Genomic DNA, 19,839 nt, shown 5'->3' with positions numbered 1-19,839 from the left:
TACCTTATGTAAAGTTAAAGTTTTCATATACTGGTAGGATGGTACATATATTTTAATGATAGATTATTTCTAACTATAAATAAAAAAATTGTAAGGGGGAAAAAATGTGAGTGCTAAAGAATATAGAGGGCTATCTACCAATGAAATAGAAGATAGGCTGAAAGAATACGGACTAAATGAGTTACAGAGTAAGAAAAAAGTGTCACCTATAAAAATATTCTTGTCACAATTTAATGATTTGATTATTTGGATACTAATGGTGGCAACCGTTATATCGGGTTTTATGGGGGATAAAGCAGACGCTATAACTATTCTAATAATTATAGTAATGAATGGAATTTTAGGTTTTGTACAAGAATATAAAACTGAAAAATCCTTAGAACAGTTAAAAAAATTATCATCACCTACTGCTAAGGTAATAAGGGATGGAAAAATTGAAGTTATTAATTCCATATATTTAGTACCAGGAGATTTGGTTATATTAGAAAGTGGGGATAGGATACCTGCTGATAGTATTTTAGTTGAAGGAAATAATCTTATGATGGATGAATCTCTTCTAACTGGTGAATCCGTAGGAGTGCACAAGAATCCAGAGGACAGTGATAATAATATATATATGGGAACTATCGTATTGACAGGTAGGGGAAAAGCAAAGGTATATGGAACTGGAATGAATACAGAAATGGGGAGAATAGCTCATATGCTTCACTCTATAGAAGATGAACCATCCCCACTAAAGGAAAGATTAAATTCCCTTGGAAAAGTACTTGTAGTTCTTTGCTTAACTATATGTGCAGTAGTAACCTTTTTAGGTATTTATAGAGGTGAAAATGTCTATGACATGTTTTTATCTGGGGTTAGTTTAGCCGTTGCTGCTATTCCAGAAGGGTTATCAGCTATAGTAACTGTTGCCCTTGCTTTAGGGGTATCAAGAATGCTTAAGAGAAATGCCCTAGTAAGAAAGTTACCAGCAGTGGAAACCCTAGGATGTACCTCTGTAATATGTAGTGATAAAACAGGAACTTTAACAGAAAATAGAATGACGGTAACAGCACTTCTTCATAATGGAAAAATTCATGATATTGATGAAGATAAAAGTTTTGACCATGATATTTTAAAAAAGATATTTGTATATTGTAATGATTGTAACTATAATTATTCTTCTAATTCCATGGAAAAGGCTTTAATGGGAGACCCAACAGAGACTGCTTTAATAAAAGGCTTCTTTAAAAAGGTTTCTGAAATAGAAAGATTTAATAGTAAAGTAGAGAGGATTTTTGATATCCCATTTGATTCTACAAGAAAAATGATGACAGTAATTGTGAAGGACGTAACTACTAAGAAGGATGTATGTTATGTTAAAGGAGCTCCAGAGCGAGTACTTGATAGATGTTCACATATATTAGTAAATGGAAGGGTAGAGCCATTAACTATACCTTATAGAAGAAGTGTAGAAAAGCTTATTGATGATATGTCCTTTAGAGCGCTTAGATGCATTGCAGGTGCATATAAAGATAATAACTTAATTAAGGGAGACAAGGTGGAAAATGGTTTAATTTTTGTAGGGGTGGCTGGAATTATAGACCCACCAAGAAAAGAAGTAAAGGATGCAGTTTTAAAGTGCAGAGTTGCAGGAATAAGACCGGTTATGATTACAGGTGACCACAAAAATACAGCCTTTGCCATAGGGAAAGATCTAAATATATGTAATGAAAGCAAGGAAGTAATTACAGGAGCTGAACTTGATAGAATAAATGATAAAGAACTTGAAAAATCCATAGACGATTATAGAATATTTGCAAGGGTTAGCCCTAAACATAAATTAAGAATAGTAAAAGCTTTTAAAAGTAGAGGTAATATTGTAGCTATGACTGGGGATGGAGTTAATGATGCCCCTGCTATTAAAGAAGCTGACATTGGAATAGCTATGGGAATTTCAGGAACAGATGTAACTAAGGAAGCGGCATCTATGATATTGTTAGATGACAACTTTGCTACTATTGTAACTGCAGTAGAAGAAGGTAGAGTTATATATGATAATATTAGAAAATTTATAAGATATCTATTATCCTGTAACTTAGGTGAAGTATTGACTATGTTCTTAGCTTCATTGTTTTATTTAGAAGTACCACTGCTTCCAATTCAAATTTTATTTGTAAATTTAGTTACTGATGGACTTCCAGCTATAGCTCTTGGAGTAGACCCACCAAATAAAAATATAATGTATGAAAAGCCAAGAAAAAAAGGCGAAAGTGTTTTTGCAAGGGGATTAAAAGAAAAGATATTAATTAGAGGTGCATTAATTGGTGTTTGTACAGTTCTTGCATTCTTAGCGGGTAAGTATTATGGATATGGATTAGGAGTATGTAGAACTTTAGCCCTTGGAACTTTAATTTGCTCACAGTTAATTCACGTATTTGAATGTAGAAGTGAAAAGTATTCTCTCTTTGAAATCAATCCATTTACCAATATGTATTTATTGGGTTCTGTTATTATTTCAGTGACAGCACTTTTATTAGTAATATATGTTCCTATGTTACAAGGTATATTCCATACCATGTCTATAGGTATTGGACAGTGGGCAATCATTGTATTTTTCTCAGGAATAATATCCTTTATTAATAGCATTGCTACTTTTGTAGGAAACAGAACTTAAGAATATTTTAAGTGAAAAATAGCCATGGTACTTTCTGATATTCTCATCCTTATAATAGACAATTTTATTATTTAAACTGTCTACCATAAGGGAAGCATATCACTGTAGATGCCTTGGCTATTTATATGCTTATAGCTTGTACAAATATATTGCTGTAATTTTAAGCAGAGCCCAACAATTACAAAAGATTAGCAAATATGGAGGCACCAATTACTGTGAATAAACCTGCCACTGCTATTGCAAGACCACTCATAGCACCTTCTATTTCTCCAATTTCCATTGCCTTTGAAGTTCCTATGGCATGGGAAGAGGTTCCTATGGCAATTCCTTTAGCAATTGGTTCATGGATATGAAATACCTTACAAATAACTTCAGCAAGGATATTACCAATAATACCAGTTACAATAATGACAGCTACTGTAATTGTAACAATTCCATTTAGCTCTTCTGAAATTCCCATTCCTATAGCTGTGGTAATGGACTTTGGAAGCAAGGTTACATACTGTTCATGGGTAAACTGAAAAAGCAAGGCGAATAAAAATACACTTATAAGACTGGCTGCTACTCCTGAAAAAATTCCTATTATAATAGCTTTAAAATTGTTTTTTAATAAATCCAGTTGCTCATATAGAGGGATTGCTAGACATACTGTAGCAGGAGTTAGTAAATAGCTTAAATATTTTGCTCCATTATTGTAACTTTCAAAATCTACTTTAAAAATAACTAAAGCTGCCATTACAAAAAGAATTGAAATAAGTAAGGGATTAAAGATCCCATTATTAAATTTCTTTTTTAAAAACAACCCTATTTCATAGCCTAGAATACTGACCACTACTCCGAAAAATGCTGAATTACATAATAAATCCTTCAATTTCTATTCATCCTCTCTAGCTTAATCATAAACTGGGTAACCTTACCTGTCACTATCATTACAATAACTGTGGTTAAAATAGTTATTATAATAACAGGAATCCAAATATTCTTTAGTACATCCCAAGAAACTAATAAACCAACTGCTGCTGGTATAAACATAAGAGGCATAATTTCTATTAAAAAAGTTCCAGTTTCCTTCACTTGTTCAAGGGAAATTATTTTTGTTTTTAAAATTATAAGCATGAGAATTAAACCATATATACTAGCAGGAATAGGTAATGGAATAATATATTTTAATATTTCTCCAATAAAAGTTACTGCCAAAATAATTCCAAATTGACGAAAATACTTCATATAAACATCCCTTTCTAAATTGGTACTACCAATTTAGAATTGTACATCTTTTTTATAGGTATGTCAAAAAACACAGGATACAAATAGTATCCTGTGCTAACTAAAAAGTTAAGTTTTCCAATTACGCCCCAGCCAAGGGAGCTTCATTACTTATTTAAATCTTCTATCTTGTCTTACTCTCTGTATCTTCTTTTGACCACCTTCAACAGGAACTAAGTCTCTCTTATTAGTAAGGTTCATAACGTTCATTATGCTTATGTAGTCCTTAACTTTCTTTTTCTTCTTTTTCTTTTTAGAATAATCAGGTTTTAAACCTTGGATTAATAAAGAATGGCCTTGAGATACAGGAATGAATTCTGGCTTTTTAAACCATCTCTTTTTCTTATAAACACAAGTTGCTATAGTTCTAGCACTGTCTTGTTTCACTACAATAGTAACAATAATAGTATTTAAAATTCCAAGAAAAGATTTCTCCTCTGTTTTAACAGATAAAGCCCTTCCTTGAACTTGTGTTATTCTATCACCATATCTATTTATAAAAGCATTAGAATAACTTTGTGATAATTTGTCTTTGAATCCCATATGAATAACTCCTTTACATGAAGAATAAATAACTACGTATAATATCTGACTGTATTCAAGTGTATAATATTACACAATATCATTATTATATAATAATTAAGTTGTTATAACAAGTTTATGTTTAATTTTTAAAAATATATCATGAATTTTTTAAAATTATAATATGAATTTTTATGTTTTTGTTCCAAAAGTCCTTTTATAAGAATATTAATATACTAAATGATTTTATTTGGGAGGACAGTATGAAAAGAGTTTTAAAACCCAGTGAAGTTTTGTACGATTTTGAAATTGTTGAAGATAGAGAAATAGAAGGCGAATTTATATTGCCACAATATAAGGATGCATATAATAAAATAAAAACCTCACTTCTTTTAAATGGGGAAGGATATAATATTTACTTAGTTGATGAATTTTGCAAGGATAGAGTAAAACATATTATTAGCTATGTAAAACATATATTGACGGATGGAAAGCCACCAAAGGATATATGTTATGTTATAAAAGGAAATGTAAAGGAACCTGTTCCTTTGTTTGTTAACAATGGATATGGAAATAAGCTTAAAAAGGTAGTAGACAAAATTCAAGAATTTTATGCAGAAAGTATATTTAAATTTTATAATGGTATAGATAATAAAGAAAAAGAGCACCTTATTAGTACTATTAAAGATAGGCGTAGCAAAATAGTTGGAGATTTAATTAAACTTTCTAAAGAATATGGTTTTGATATAAAAACTAGTGGGGATGGATTTACATTTATACCCCTAGTTGATGGAAAAGAAATGACAGAGGATGAATTCGATAATCTTAAGGAAGAAGAAAAATTTGAAATATTAAATAAAGTGGATGAGTTAAAGATAAATGCTAATGACATATTAGAAAAGTTAAGAAATATGAAAAATGATGAAATAAATAGAATTAGAGAGATAATGGATAACTTTTTTAAAGAAGAAATGGAAGAGTTAAATGTAATAATAGAAGAAGAATTTAATGATGATAGTGAGGCTAAGGCTTATATTCATTACTTAATTACTGAGATTAAGGGTGAACTTGAGGAAAACTATTCTATAAGCTACGAGGATGATGAAGAAGCTATAAGAGACATTATATATAAATATGATGTAAATGTAATTGTTGATAATTCAGATATTGAATATCCACCAGTAATCTTTGAAGAAGATCCTAGTGTATCTAACCTTTTTGGATCTATAGATTATGAAAATCATAATAATATATATGTATCTACTGTAAAATCCATAAGAGCAGGTAGTTATTTAAGAGCTAATGGGGGATGCCTAATTCTTAGAGCCAGTAGTCTACTTAGTAATTCTCAGTCTTATTATTATTTGAAAAGAGCTATAATATCAGAAAAAGTAGACTTGGATTACAACAGAGGATATATAGAACTATTTACTTTAAGTAGTTTAAAACCAGTACCTATGCCAATTAATACTAAAGTAATAATAATTGGGGATTATGATATTTATGACGCATTGTATAACTATGATAAAGAATTCAGAACAATATTTAAGACGAGGGCTGATTATAGAGGAGTATTGAAGGCTGAGAATAAGGTTAAAACTGTATTAATAAAAGAAATAAATAGATTGTCTAAGGAAAATAATATTAAACCTATAACATCTAGTGGCATAAGAGAAATTGCAAAATTTTTATCTAGAAAGGCAGAAAATAAAAATAAGATACATTTTGACCATGATGAATTATCAAACCTTATAATACAAGCTAATTATAAAGCAGCAGAAGAGGCAAGGGAGTTTATTGATGGAGATAATATAGAGAACATTGCTTATAGGAAAGAACCTATAGAAAGAGAATATCTAGAGTTATATGATGAAAAAAGATTGTTAATAGATGTTTCGGGAAGCAAGGTGGGGCAAATTAACGGGCTTTCTGTCATTGATACGGGATATACAAGTTTTGGTAAACCTGTTAAAATAACCTGTACCTGTTTTAAGGGAGAAGGAAAAATCATTGATGCTCAAAGGGAATCCAACCTAAGTGGTAAAATTCATACTAAGGGAATTAATATTTTAAAAGGATATATTAATAATATCAATGGAGGATATAAAACTCTACCAGTAGATTTCAATCTTAGCTTTGAGCAGTTATATGGAGTTATAGATGGTGATAGTGCATCAGTAGCTGAAGCATTAGCTATAATATCTGCTCTTTGCAAGATTCCTATCAAACAAAATATTTCAATTACTGGATCCATAAATCAATTTGGTCAAGTACAGCCTATAGGTGGTGTAAATGAAAAAATTGAAGGATTCTTCGAAGTGTGTAAAATCATGGATGATACGGAAGGAAAGGGAGTTGTTATTCCTCTATCTAATAAAGATGATTTAGTACTTTCAAGAGAAGTTGAGAGAGCAATTTTTGAAGGTGAATTTAAAATATATACTATAGAAACTGTGGAAGATGCCATGGAGTTAATATTTGATGCTGAAGAAATTACTATGGATAATATAATGGAGTTAATAAGTAAGCAGTGTATAGAATATGAGAAGAAATGATGGTAAAGGAATGGTGCAAATTCCTTGAAACCCCCATGAATAGAACAAATAGTTAACTATATTCATATATAACTATTTATATATGTAAAAATTAATATAGGTATATAGGTATATAGTGAAATAGTAATATAGGTATATTGTTATATAACTAGCTAGTTTTATGGGAATGTATTAGCATATCATATATTTTCAATATTGAGGGAATAGATATACAATAAGTGTAAAGTGGAGAGTATTATGCAACTTTTAAGGTGATGAGTTGTAATAATACCCTCCATTTATATTTAATTAAGTTATTTAAAATAGAGCGATTGCCTTTGGAAGAGAAGTTTAATTATATAGGTTTTGCTCTTCGAAACATCCATTTTAGTTTTATAACTTCAATCAACTACATACCTAATTAATAATTGTATATTAGTATAATTATTCTATATAAAGAATTTTATGAATGTTTCGAAAATTAAAATATAAAGTTTGAAAAACTTTATATTAATAAATTTTGAATGGGGATGGGTATATGAAAAAGAATTTAAACAGCTTAAAGAGTAAACTTATAATTTCGTTGCTAGGAGTATCTATTATCCCTTTAATTTTTATAGCCTTATTGGTTTATAATGAATGTTATAGTTTACTTAAGGATAACTTAAAGTACTCCACTGGTCAAACACTGGTAGAGGTGAATAGAGGGATAGAAAATTATTTTAATACAGTAGCGAATCAAATAAATTCACTAACACTTAACAGTAAGTTTATTGAGTTGGACAATAGTAGTGAAAGCATTAAAGATATAATAAGTCATATGAATAATGTAGAAGTATCAGATTCTAATATTAGTACAGTGTTTTATGGAACAGAGAATGGTGATTTTTATACTTCCCACAAAATTAATCTTCCAGATGGATATAATCATAAGGAGAAGGAATGGTATACTTTAGCTACAGCAAATAAGGACTCCTATATAATTACATCTCCATATACTAGTGCTGAAGATCAAAAAACTACGGTTACACTGGCTAGGACAGTGGTAAAGGATGGACAGGTTGTTGGAGTTGTTGGATTAGATTTATCTTTAGATGTTTTTAGTTCAAGTATATCTAACATAAAAATAGGTGATGAAGGGGTTGTAGTTGTATGTAGTAGTAATGGGGATATTATATCTCATACAGATGAAGGCTTAATAGGTAAAAATTTAATAGAGGTAGATGAGGAACTTAAATCTGTAGTAGATGATAATTCAGGTTTTATAGAATTAAGTAATAATGGAAAAAGAAATTTTGTAGTTTATAATTTGAATTCCTTAGAAAACATAAAATTAGTGGCATTTATACCGGAAATAGAATTATTAAAAGATACTAATGCAGTTAGAAGCTTTTTAATAATAGGGATAATTGTAATAGGAATAGTTGCAATAATTATAAGCATAATTTTAGGAGAAGGCATCGCTAAAAATATGAAAAAGGTTAAGAACGTAATATCTAAAGCTGCCAAAGGAGATTTTACAGGTAAAGTAGAAATTAAGTCCAAAGATGACTTTAAAGAATTAGGAGATTACTTTAACAATATGATGGAATCAATTGCACTGTTAATGAAAAATGTGGACAAGTCATCTCAGGTGGTATTAAAAACTGCAGCTGATTTAGCTATAATGTCTAATGAAACTACTACTGCCCTTTCACAAACGCATATAGCCATGGATGAAATAGCTTCAGGTGCATCTAATCAAGCTGAAAGTACTATTCAATGTGCAAGCCATATGGAGGATTTAGCCCAAGGAATTGATAATATAGAAAACTCCTCTACAGAAATTGATAGTATATCTAAAGATACAAAGAATTATAGTATTGAAGGAAGCAAAATAGTTTCAGAGCTAATAAACAGTTCAACGAAAATAAAAGATACTTTTGAAGTTGTTGGAAATATAGTGAAAGAAGTAAATGAAAGTATGGATCAAATAAATCTTATATCTAAAACAATTTCTGATATAACAGAACAAACTAATTTATTATCTTTGAATGCATCTATAGAGGCAGCTAGATCTGGCGAGGCAGGTAAGGGATTTGCTGTAGTAGCTAATGAAATAAGAAGATTAGCAGATCAATCAAAGAGTTCAACTGATAGAATAAATGTTATGATTAAAGCGATAGAAGAAAAATCTATGTTAGCTGTATCTGCTATAAATAACTCTCAACAAGTGGTAGATGAAGAAGGAAAAATGGTAAGTGAAACCTCACAAATTTTTGAAAACATATCTGGAAGTGTACTTGAGTTATCAAGTAAGATAAGTGAAATTAAAAAATCTATTGAGAATATTCAATATGAAAAAATTAATGTAGTAAAAGAAATAGAAAATGTTACATCAATTTCAGAAAGCACTGCTTCAGCCACAGAAGAAATATCAGCTTCTACAGAAGAAATTACTGCTAATATGGATGAAATTTCAAGATATACTCAAAATTTAAATGAATTATCTGAAACTTTAAAATTTGAGATTTCAAAGTTTATAATTGAATAATACATTATATAAAAAATGTATGAGTGAATTTCACTCATACATTTTCAAATTATATAAAGAATTTAATTTTAGAATAATTATACATTAAATCTAAAGTTTACTACATCTCCATCTTGCATTATATATTCTTTTCCTTCAAGTCTGTAGAAGCCTTTTTCTTTAGCTGCAGCTTCAGAACCACATTCAACTAACTTATCAAAGGAAATTACCTCAGCACGGATAAATCCACGTTCAATGTCGGTATGAATTTTACCGGCAGCAGCAGGTGCCTTTGTACCTATTTTAATTGTCCAAGCTCTTACCTCTTGAACACCAGCAGTTAAGTAGCTCATTAGTCCAAGAAGTTTATAACTTGCATGGATTAGTTTATCAAGACCTGATTCTTCAAGACCATACTCTGAAAGTAAGTCTTTCTTTTCTTCATCATCTAATGTAGATAATTCTTCTTCTAATTTAGCACATACTATGATAATTTCAGATTTCTCCTTAGCAGCATAGGCTTCTACTTCTTTTACCATTTCGTTTTCTCCGCCACACTCCATTAAGTCTTCTTCACTTACATTGCATGCATATAATACAGGTTTAGAAGTTATTAAGAAAAGAGATTTAACAAATTCATCTTCTTCATCTGTAAACTCTAAAGTTCTAACTGGCATATTGTCTTCTAAATGTTTTTTAATTTTTTCCATAATTGCATATTCAACCTTTGCAGTCTTATCCCCTGAGCGTACTAGTTTTATAGACTTTTCCATTCTTCTTTCTAGGACTTCTAAATCAGAAAAAATTAATTCTAAATTAATAGTTTCAATATCTCTTATAGGTGATACAGATCCTTCTACATGAACAACATTATCATCTTTAAAACATCTAACAGTATGAACAATTGAAGCTACTTCTCTTATATGAGATAAAAACTTGTTTCCAAGTCCTTCACCTTTACTTGCTCCTTTAACTAATCCTGCTATGTCATAGAATTCTATGGCAGTATGCACTTGTTTTTTAGAATTATATAATTTTTGTAATACATCAAGACGGTTGTCAGGTACACTAACAACTCCTACATTTGGCTCTATAGTACAAAAGGGATAGTTAGCAGACTCTGCTCCTGCTTTTGTAATGGCATTAAATAATGTACTTTTTCCTACGTTAGGTAAACCTACTATTCCTAATTTCATATAATACTCGTCCTTTCTATGTAAACCATGTGGCTTATTACTTAAAAATTTCATTCTTTTAAATTATACTCTACAGAAAAGGGAATTTCAATAATTCTACAAGTTATATAGAGTAATAGAGAAAAAACCGTAGAAAAATAAGGAACTATATTATATAAATGTAATATATTTGAAATTAGTTGGAGATTCTTTATATATATCTATAAATTTGTTTAAAAAAAGTTTTTCATTTAGGGAATATTTAAAAGGAATTTATGTAAACTTATAGAATTATTTATGGTACAATGAAAAGTGTATAAATGGATTCTATAGTTTATATTTTATAAACCATAGACGAAACAAAGGAGAATATATAATGGAATTTAAACACTTTTCAGTAATGTTAGAAGAATGCATAGAAATGTTAGATATTAAAGAAGATGGTATATATGTTGATTGCACTTTAGGTGGAGCAGGTCATTCAAAGGAAATTTTAAAGAAACTTTCACCAAAGGGAAGATTAATAGGAATAGACCAAGATTTAGATGCTCTTAAGGCTGCAAAGGAAAAGCTAAAGGATTTTAATAACATTACCTATGTACACAATAATTTTTATAATATTAAGGACATATTGGAGTCTTTAGGAATAGAAAAAGTTGATGGTATACTCATGGATTTAGGAGTTTCATCTTATCAGTTGGATCAAGGTGAAAGAGGCTTTAGTTATATGAAGGAAGCGGCCTTAGATATGAGAATGAATAGGGAAGAAGCTTTTTCAGCCTATAATGTAGTGAATGAATATAGTGAGGATGAACTCTTTAGAATTCTTAGAGATTTTGGGGAGGAGAAGTTTTCAAGAAGAATTGCGAGCAGGATAGTAGAAAAAAGAAAAGTAAAACCTGTTGAAACTACCCTTGAACTTGTAAAAATTATAGATGAGTGCATACCTGCCAAGTTTAAAAGGGAGGGTGGACACCCTGCTAAAAGAACATTTCAAGGTATTAGAATAGAAGTAAACAGCGAATTGAGTATTTTAGATAGAGCCATAGGAGATGGCATAGAAGCTTTAAATAAGGATGGAGTTATGGCAATAATTACATTCCATTCTTTAGAAGATAGAATTGTAAAAAATAAGTTTAGAGATTTAGTGGATCCATGTAAATGTCCTAAGGATCTTCCTATGTGTGTTTGTGGGAAAAAGCCAATAATTAAATTGATTAACAAAAAGCCTATAGAAGCCACTAAGGAAGAACTTGCTAATAATTCAAGAAGTAAAAGCGCCAAGTTAAGGGGATGTAAAAAGATTTAGTTCTAAAAACTAGATGGGGGTAGTAAAATGGTAGTAGAAAATAGAAAAAATACGGTAAGTGGGAATACAGCTTTAGCTTCTCAGGTAAATCCGTTACCTAGAGAAAGGGTAAAAACTCCTACTAAACAAGGCCCTAGTAAAGAAGAATTAAGAAAAGTTAGAAAGCAAAAGATAGCAAAATTTTTAAAGCTTAATGGAAGTATAGTAGCAGTAGGACTAGTTGGGGCTATTATTGTATCTAGATACAGTGCTATATATAATAATCAAAAGGAAATAATAGTTCTTCAAGAGCAGATACAAACGCTAACAGAAGAGAGTGAAGATTTGAGAATAAAACTACTTAAGTTTAACAATTTTTCCTACATAGAAGAAGTTGCCACTAAAGAATTAAAAATGATTGAACCAAAGAGTACTAATGCAATCTATTGTGATATTGATGCAATTAAAGAGATAGCTACAAGTAGCACTAATGAAGAAAAAGGGGTTAGTTTATTAAATAAAATTAAAAACTTATTATTTAATTAGTTAGTGAGGTAATTGTAGGTGGCAAAGAAATATTTTGTTGATAAGGTGTTAATGAAAAAGAGAATGATGTTAGCTATGCTATTAGCCTTCTTAGTTTTCCTAGGATTAAGTATAAGATTAGGTTATGTTATGTTTGTTGAAGAATCAACCTATAAGTCTTTGGCGAAACAGCAATGGACCAGTGATGTTAGGATAAATGCTAAAAGAGGTAAGATATTAGATAGAAATGGTAATGAGCTAGCAATAAGTGCTAATGTTTATAGAGCGGACTTAGATTTGAACACTTTAAGAAAAGATATAGAAAATAATGGAATGACCATGGAACAAGTTGCAACAACTCTAAGTGGAATAATTGGAGAAGAACAGGCTGACGTGTTACACATATTAACTAATCCTCTTCCCAATGGAAAACCTAGAGGCTCTGCAATATTAAAGAGAAGAATAGAAAAGGATGCAACAGATGCCATAAGAGAGTTTTGTAAAAATAATAACATAAATGGTATAGTAATATCACCTGATACGAAAAGGTATTATCCAAATGGTAATTTTGCTGCCCATATATTAGGTCATACTAATTCAGATGGAGAAGGACTCACAGGGTTAGAACTGTATTATAATAAGTATCTATCTGGAGTTCCAGGAATTAAAGTTGCTGAAATTGACCAAAAGAGTGAGGGATTACCATATACAATCTCAGAATTTACAGAACCTATTGATGGAAGAAACGTAGTTACTACCATTGATGAAAATATACAAAACTTTGCAGAAAAGTTAGCTGAAGAGGCCTTGGCAGATAATGAGGCTAAAGCAGTATCAATTATGGTTATGGATCCTAATACAGGAGAAATATTGGCTTTAGCAAATAAGCCAGATTATGATCCTAATAATCCGTGGGTTGGGGGAACATCAGATGATGACATTCAGCAGATGTGGAGAAATAGATTAGTCAGTGATGCCTATGAACCTGGTTCTATTTTTAAGGTAGTTACAGCCACGGCGGCCATAGAAAAAGGGATTCTTACAGAGGGAGAAGCTTTTAATTGTGGAGGCTCCCTTAATATTGGGGGAAGAAATATTCACTGTTGGAAGACTTCAGGTCATGGTCCTCAAACCTTTGAAGAAATATTAAAAAATTCTTGTAATGTTGGATTTATGGTTTTAGGAGAAAGATTAGGTGCTGCAAATCTTAACGAATATATTGAAAAGTTTGGGTTAGGACATAAAACCGGAATTGATTTACCTGGTGAATCAGCTGGTATAGTTAAAGCCACAAAAGATATATCTGTAACAGACTTAGCTACTATATCCTTTGGACAAAGCAATACAACTACAGGAGTTCAATTTATGAGAGCTTTCAATGCAATTGCCAATGGTGGATATTTGATAACACCTCATTTAATGAAGGAAATAAATCATTATGATGATAAAAAAGAGCTAGTAGTTGATGAAACCTATAAGATAGAAAAGCAACAACGTTTTACTCCAGAGGCTATGACTGAAATGAGGTCTCATTTAGAACAAGTAGTTGGTGCAGGTGGAGGATCAAAGGCTAAAATTGATGGATATAGAATTGCTGGTAAAACTGGTACAGCACAAAAGGTAGACACTGTTAATGGTGGATATGCAAATGGTAAGTATCTATCATCCTTTGCAGGGATGGCTCCTGCTGATAATCCAAAGTATACAGTATTTGTATCTATTGATGAACCAAATCCATCTTGGTACTATGCGGGACAAATTGCTGCCCCAGTTGGACAAAAGTTATTTAATGATTTGTTTAATTATACAGAAATGAAGCCTAATGGAAGCTATATGGAAGTTGATGAAAGTTTAAAAGCAGATGTAATTGTTCCTGAGGTTAGGGGACTATCAGTTGCAGATGCTAAAAAAGTAATAACTGATGCAGGGTTAACTATTAGAGTAGAAGGTAGTGGAGGCACTATAACAGATATAAATCCAAAACCAGGGTTTACTCTTAAGGAAGGTAAAGAGATAATCCTATATGCAGGAGGCAGTAATGGAAGCGCAGATACAGTTATAATTCCTGATTTAAAGGGATTTACAAAGGAAAGTATCATAAAGCTTTTCAATGATTTAGGATTAAAGAGTGAATTTATAGGTGAAGGTCTAGTGGTAGAACAAAGTGTTGCAGGAAACCAAGAAATTAAAAAAGGAACCACGGTAACCTTCCATCTTGGCACCTTAGTAGATTAGATTATCCGGTAGTTACAGGTTGACTTGTGCTACCGGATTTTATATGCTATAAGGTATAAAAATTAAATTTTGGACAATGTTTTAATTAGAAAGAAAAGTATTTTAAGGATGTGAGCAAGATGAAAATAGAAGAGATATTAAAGGGATCAACCTATACAGTGTTAAGTGGAGATGAGAGTATAGAAATTAATGATCCTCAATATGATAGTAGAAAGATAAAATGTGAAGATATGTTTTTTGCAATAGGAGGATTTAATGTAGATGGACACAATTTTATATCAAAGGCTATAGAAAATGGTGCTAAAGCTGTAGTGGTTGAAAAAGATGTGACTCTTGTTGAAGGAATAACGTTTATAAAAGTTGAAAATGGTAGAAGGGCATTAGCTATAGCAGCTTCAAACTTTTATGATAATCCAAGCAAAAAGATGAAAATAATAGGTATAACTGGTACCAATGGCAAGACTACTTCTGCCTTTATGTTAAAGGGAATATTAGAGGCAAAGGGGTATAAAGTTGGGCTAATAGGTACCATAGCTAACTATATAGGGGATAAGGAGATTCATACAGAAAAAACTACTCCAGAATCTTTGGAATTGCAAAAGCTTTTTAAGGATATGGTAGACAGTGATATAGATTATTGTGTTATGGAAGTTTCATCTCACTCTTTAGACTTAGATAGAGTTTATGGGATTGAATTTTCACAAGGGATATTTACAAATCTAACTCAAGACCATTTAGATTTCCATAAAACCTTTGAAAACTACTTCAATGCAAAAAGCAAGTTGTTTAAAATTTGTAAACATTCTGTGGTAAATGTAGATGATAGTTATGGAATTAAGCTTCTTGAAAAAATAAATTCAAGGGTAACAACTTATTCTATTGAAAAAGAAAGTGATTTAAGGGGAACAGACATTAATTTAGAATCTACGGGAATTATATTTAATTTAAAAGGAAATGAAAAAACATATAAAGTTCAGTTGCCTATACCAGGTAGATATAATGTTTACAATGCACTAGGTTGTATTGGAGCTGCCTTAGATGAAGGTATAGATATGGATACTATTGTTGAAGGACTTTCTAAGGTTACTGTGCCTGGAAGATGTGAGAACTTAACTTTAGGGATGAACTTAGGTTTTCAAGTAATTAGAGATTATTCTCATACTCCAGATAGCTTAAAAAATATCTTAGAAAATCTTAGAGAACTTACTAAAGGAAAGTTGATTTGTATCTTTGGGTGTGGTGGTGATAGAGATAGAACCAAAAGACCTATCATGGGTGAAATAGGAACAGAACTCAGTGATATAGCCATAATAACCTCTGATAATCCAAGAAGCGAAGATCCTTATATGATATTAGAAGATATTAAGGCTGGGGTTGAGAAATCTAACTATAAACTTATTGAAAATAGAAGAGAAGCCATAAAAACAGCCTTACTCCTCGGGGAAAAAGATGATATTATAGTAATTGCAGGAAAAGGACATGAAACTTACCAAATCCTTAAAAATGAAACTATTCATTTTGATGAAAAGGAAGTTGTATTAGAATTGATAGAGGAGTTGGAGCTTTAGATGGAAACTATAAGGTTAAAGGAAATAGCTGAGGCTATATCCGGAGAAATATTAATTAGTGGAGCTACAGAAGAGTTTTCTAATGTAACCATAGATAGTAGAAATGTCTCTTTGGGAGATATTTTTATAGCAATCAAGGGAGAAAACTTTGATGGTCATAAATTTGTAAAGGGAGCTATAGATAGTGGAGCTAAACTTTGTATAGTACATGAAAAAGAACAATATGAAGATTTAGATGAAAAAGATTTATCTATAATTTTAGTTAAGGATACTAAGAGGGCCCTTCTTGATTTAGCATCCTACTATATTAGTACTTTAGATATAAATGTGGTAGGAATTACTGGTTCTACTGGTAAGACATCCACAAAGGATTTAATGGCAGCAGCTCTTAGCAAAAAATATAGGGTGTTTAAAACCCAAGGGAATTTTAATAATGATATTGGACTTCCTTTGATGATATTTAAATTAGATAAAACTTACCAGGTTGCAATTTTAGAGATGGGTATGAGTGATTTGGGAGAAATTGATACCTTGGCAAAAGTAGCAAAACCATCTATAGGGGTCATAACTAACATAGGTACATCTCACCTAGAAAACTTAAAGACTAGAGAAAATATTTTAAAAGCTAAACTAGAAATAGCAAATAATTTTACAGAAGAAAATGTGTTAATTATAAATGGAGATAATGATATGCTTCACAATTATTACACAGATAAATATAAAATTGTAAAAATTGGTATAGATAGTGATTATAATTTTAAAGGTTGTAGAATAATTATAAATAAGGACAGTATAGAGTTTGGTGTTAAGGAAAATGGTGAGGATGTAAATGCTACTATAAAAGTACCAGTACCAGGAAAACATAATGTGCTTAATTCATTATTGGCAATAGCTGTAGCTAGAGAGCTTAAGGTTACCTATGAAGAAATCCAAGGAGGAATAGAAAATTTACAGGCTACATCTATGAGATTGGATGTTTTAAATTTAGATGACTATACTATAATAAATGATGCTTATAATGCAAGTCCAGATTCTATGGAGGCTGCTCTAGAGGTCTTAAAACAATATAATGGAAGAAAAATTGCTGTACTTGGAACCATGAAGGAACTAGGTGAGGATTCTGCTAGAGCTCATGAGCAGGTAGGAGCTTATGCAAAGGCAAGGGGCATAGATTTATTATTTACCCTAGGAGAGTTTAATGAGAACTTTAAAAAGGGCTATGGCAGTGAAAATTTTATGGATTTTAATTCCATGGAGGAGCTAATAGCAGAATTAAAGAAAACTATTAAAAGTGATGATATTTTATTAATAAAGGCATCTAGATCTATGAAATTTGAAAATATAATTAAAGAATTACAAAAGAAAAATATATAGGGAGGGATGGAATATGAATAAGTTAATATATTCTATTTTAGTAGCATTTATAATATCTTTTGCAATAGCACCATTTATAATACCAGGATTACACAAGTTGAAATTTGGCCAAAACATTAGAGAAGATGGACCACAAAGTCATTTAAAAAAACAGGGAACTCCAACCATGGGAGGAATAATATTTATTATTTCTACTTGTATTACTATGATATTAATGGTTAGAAATCCTCATGATGAAGCAATGCTTGCTCTTTATGCCCTTATCGCCTTTGGAGCTATAGGATTTTTAGATGATGGTCTAAAGATAATCAAGAAGAAGAATGAAGGCTTAAAAAGTTATCAAAAAATGTTGCTTTTGGTAATAGTATCTATAGTCTTTGGATATTATGCTAAGGATAAAATAGGAACGGATATTATGATACCTTTCCTAGGTACAGTAACTTGGGATTTAAAAGTGCTATTTATACCTTTTATAGTAGTATACTTTGCAGCAGTAACTAATGCGGTTAATCTTACAGATGGATTAGATGGGCTTTGTAGTTCTATTACCCTTTTAATTATGACTTTCTTTGCTCTTGTAAGTTTTGGCATGGCATATTATACTTTAGCAATTTTCTGTGGAATTCTAGCTGGAGCTATTCTTGGATTCTTAAAGTACAACTCGTATCCAGCACAAATTTTCATGGGAGATGGTGGTTCATTAGCTCTTGGAGGAGCTGTTGCAGCTATTGCTATGATATTAAAGCTAGAGCTTATAGTAATAATTGTAGGTGGAGTTTATTTATTAGAAACTCTTTCAGTAATTATTCAGGTTGCTTCCTTTAAACTTACTGGAAAGAGAGTATTTAAGATGGCACCTCTACATCATCACTTTGAATTAAAGGGATGGCATGAAAGTAAGATAGTAGCAGTATTTTCCATCATAACAGTTATACTATGTTTAATAGGATTCCTTGCACTAACTTATTAAAATGGCGTAGGAGGAATTTAATATGAAAAAACCCAAAATGAAATTGGGAGATGTGGACTTTCTACTTTTTGCTGTAATTATTATGTTAGTTACAGTGGGAGTTGTCATGGTATATAGTGCTAGTTCATATTTTTCAGCCTTTAAATATGATGATGCAGAATTCTTTTTATGGAAACAGCTTCAGTGGGCTGGACTTGGACTTATTGGAATGATGATCACATTGAATATCGATTACCATAAGTATAAAAAGTATACAAGAATTTTAATAATCTTTACATTTATAGCCCTTTGCTTAGTGTTTTTATTTCCACCAGTAAAGGGAGCTCAGCGGTGGATTAGACTTGGACCTCTATCCTTTCAACCATCGGAGATTGCAAAGTACGTGGTAGTGCTTTTTGTAGCAAAATATATATCAAGCAATCCCCAAAATATAAAAAAGTTTTGGAAGGGCGTAGTGCCTAACCTTTTATTTGCAGGTTTTATAGCAGGAATGATTCTTCTTGAAAAGAATCTTAGTATTGCCACAGTCACCATGGTGGTTAGTCTTATAATGTTATTTGTAGCTGGAACTAAAGTTATTCATATGGGAGGACTAATAGGAACTGTAGGAGTTTTAGGTGCTGTTTTTATTTTAACAGAGGAATATAGACTTAGAAGACTTTTAAGTTTTACTAATCCTTGGAGTGATTCTCAAGGAGATGGATATCAATTGGTACAATCTCTCTTAGCATTAGGTTCTGGAGGACTTATTGGTGTTGGAATAGGTCAATCAAGACAAAAGTGTTTTTATATTCCTGAACCTCATAATGATTTTATATTGTCAGTTATAGGTGAAGAACTAGGTTTTATAGGCTGTGCCTTTATAATTATATTGTTTATACTGTTTCTATGGAGGGGAGTTATTGCAGCATCTAAGGCAAAGGATATGTACGGTTCCCTATTAGCTACAGGAATAACTTCTGTAGTAGTTATTCAAAGCTTAATCAATATTGCTGTTGTTACAGGCTCTATGCCAGTAACAGGGGTTCCTCTACCATTCATAAGCTATGGAGGGTCTTCCTTAGTAATTAATATGCTATTTATGGGAATACTTCTTAATATAACTCGGCAGAACAATAAAAAAACTTCATAGAAATAATAGGACTGAAGAATAGAAAGCATCTTCAGTCCTATTATTTTGGCTCTGTTGTTGATTAAAGTGATAAATCATGGAG

Annotated in this window: 14 protein-coding genes; 10 read left to right on the top strand and 4 right to left on the bottom strand. The window is 31.1% G+C overall.

Features of this window, described 5'->3' with window-relative positions; all coding sequences use genetic code 11:
• The first annotated feature begins 106 nt into the window (after positions 1–106).
• A complete protein-coding gene (locus B3086_RS09025) occupies positions 107–2,656 on the top strand; it encodes a calcium-translocating P-type ATPase, PMCA-type (protein ID WP_346877389.1) in 2,550 nt (849 codons plus the stop codon).
• A 178-nt stretch (positions 2,657–2,834) separates the two neighbouring features.
• On the opposite strand, the gene B3086_RS09020 is transcribed toward B3086_RS09025, so the two are convergent.
• The 3 genes from B3086_RS09020 to B3086_RS09010 all read right to left on the bottom strand — a co-directional run bounded on the left by B3086_RS09020 (position 2,835) and on the right by B3086_RS09010 (position 4,465).
• Positions 2,835–3,527, bottom strand: a complete 693-nt coding sequence (locus B3086_RS09020) for an LrgB family protein (protein ID WP_346847911.1) — start codon at positions 3,525–3,527, stop codon at positions 2,835–2,837.
• A complete protein-coding gene (locus B3086_RS09015) occupies positions 3,524–3,883 on the bottom strand; it encodes a CidA/LrgA family protein (protein WP_346847912.1) in 360 nt (119 codons plus the stop codon). The genes B3086_RS09020 and B3086_RS09015 overlap by 4 nt, the downstream gene beginning before the upstream one ends.
• Positions 3,884–4,033: 150 nt before the next feature.
• Positions 4,034–4,465: a hypothetical protein gene (locus B3086_RS09010; RefSeq protein ID WP_035129279.1), complete on the bottom strand. Its 432-nt coding sequence runs from the start codon at positions 4,463–4,465 to the stop codon at positions 4,034–4,036.
• A 242-nt stretch (positions 4,466–4,707) separates the two neighbouring features.
• Here B3086_RS09010 and B3086_RS09005 point away from each other — a divergent pair, with 242 nt between their 5' ends.
• Together B3086_RS09005 and B3086_RS09000 are read left to right on the top strand one after the other, a co-directional pair.
• The gene (locus B3086_RS09005) at positions 4,708–6,999 is read left to right on the top strand and encodes an AAA family ATPase (protein WP_346847913.1); all 2,292 of its coding nucleotides are present in this window, start codon (positions 4,708–4,710) and stop codon (positions 6,997–6,999) included.
• Positions 7,000–7,516: 517 nt separating this feature from the next.
• The gene (locus tag B3086_RS09000; protein WP_346877390.1) at positions 7,517–9,511 is read left to right on the top strand and encodes a methyl-accepting chemotaxis protein; all 1,995 of its coding nucleotides are present in this window, start codon (positions 7,517–7,519) and stop codon (positions 9,509–9,511) included.
• A gap of 77 nt (positions 9,512–9,588) precedes the next feature.
• On the opposite strand, the gene ychF is transcribed toward B3086_RS09000, so the two are convergent.
• The gene (ychF, locus tag B3086_RS08995) at positions 9,589–10,686 is read right to left on the bottom strand and encodes a redox-regulated ATPase YchF (RefSeq protein ID WP_346877391.1); all 1,098 of its coding nucleotides are present in this window, start codon (positions 10,684–10,686) and stop codon (positions 9,589–9,591) included.
• A 355-nt stretch (positions 10,687–11,041) separates the two neighbouring features.
• Between ychF and rsmH the strand changes: the two genes are divergently transcribed.
• The 7 genes from rsmH to spoVE all read left to right on the top strand — a co-directional run bounded on the left by rsmH (position 11,042) and on the right by spoVE (position 19,757).
• Positions 11,042–11,974 (top strand): 16S rRNA (cytosine(1402)-N(4))-methyltransferase RsmH, encoded by a 933-nt coding sequence (gene rsmH, locus B3086_RS08990; RefSeq protein ID WP_346877392.1) that lies wholly within the window; start codon positions 11,042–11,044, stop codon positions 11,972–11,974.
• Positions 11,975–12,001: 27 nt separating this feature from the next.
• Positions 12,002–12,499 carry a septum formation initiator family protein gene (locus B3086_RS08985; RefSeq protein WP_346877393.1) on the top strand — a complete coding sequence of 166 codons (498 nt, stop codon included), beginning with the start codon at positions 12,002–12,004 and terminating at the stop codon, positions 12,497–12,499.
• A gap of 18 nt (positions 12,500–12,517) precedes the next feature.
• The gene (locus B3086_RS08980) at positions 12,518–14,713 is read left to right on the top strand and encodes a stage V sporulation protein D (RefSeq protein WP_346877394.1); all 2,196 of its coding nucleotides are present in this window, start codon (positions 12,518–12,520) and stop codon (positions 14,711–14,713) included.
• A gap of 119 nt (positions 14,714–14,832) precedes the next feature.
• Positions 14,833–16,281, top strand: coding sequence for a UDP-N-acetylmuramoyl-L-alanyl-D-glutamate--2,6-diaminopimelate ligase (locus tag B3086_RS08975; RefSeq protein WP_346877395.1), 1,449 nt, complete (start codon positions 14,833–14,835; stop codon positions 16,279–16,281).
• Positions 16,282–17,655, top strand: coding sequence for a UDP-N-acetylmuramoyl-tripeptide--D-alanyl-D-alanine ligase (locus B3086_RS08970; protein ID WP_346893219.1), 1,374 nt, complete (start codon positions 16,282–16,284; stop codon positions 17,653–17,655). It abuts the gene before it with no gap.
• A gap of 13 nt (positions 17,656–17,668) precedes the next feature.
• Positions 17,669–18,625 (top strand): phospho-N-acetylmuramoyl-pentapeptide-transferase, encoded by a 957-nt coding sequence (gene mraY, locus B3086_RS08965; RefSeq protein ID WP_035129292.1) that lies wholly within the window; start codon positions 17,669–17,671, stop codon positions 18,623–18,625.
• A gap of 22 nt (positions 18,626–18,647) precedes the next feature.
• Positions 18,648–19,757, top strand: a complete 1,110-nt coding sequence (gene spoVE / locus B3086_RS08960; RefSeq protein WP_035129299.1) for a stage V sporulation protein E — start codon at positions 18,648–18,650, stop codon at positions 19,755–19,757.
• Positions 19,758–19,839 lie beyond the last annotated feature (82 nt).

The sequence above is a fragment of the Clostridium sp. UBA871 genome, assembly GCF_002295255.1.
In the GTDB taxonomy this organism is placed as follows: Bacteria; Bacillota; Clostridia; order Clostridiales; family Clostridiaceae; genus Clostridium_J; species Clostridium_J sulfidigenes.
This window is presented reverse-complemented; position numbering and strand designations above follow the sequence as displayed.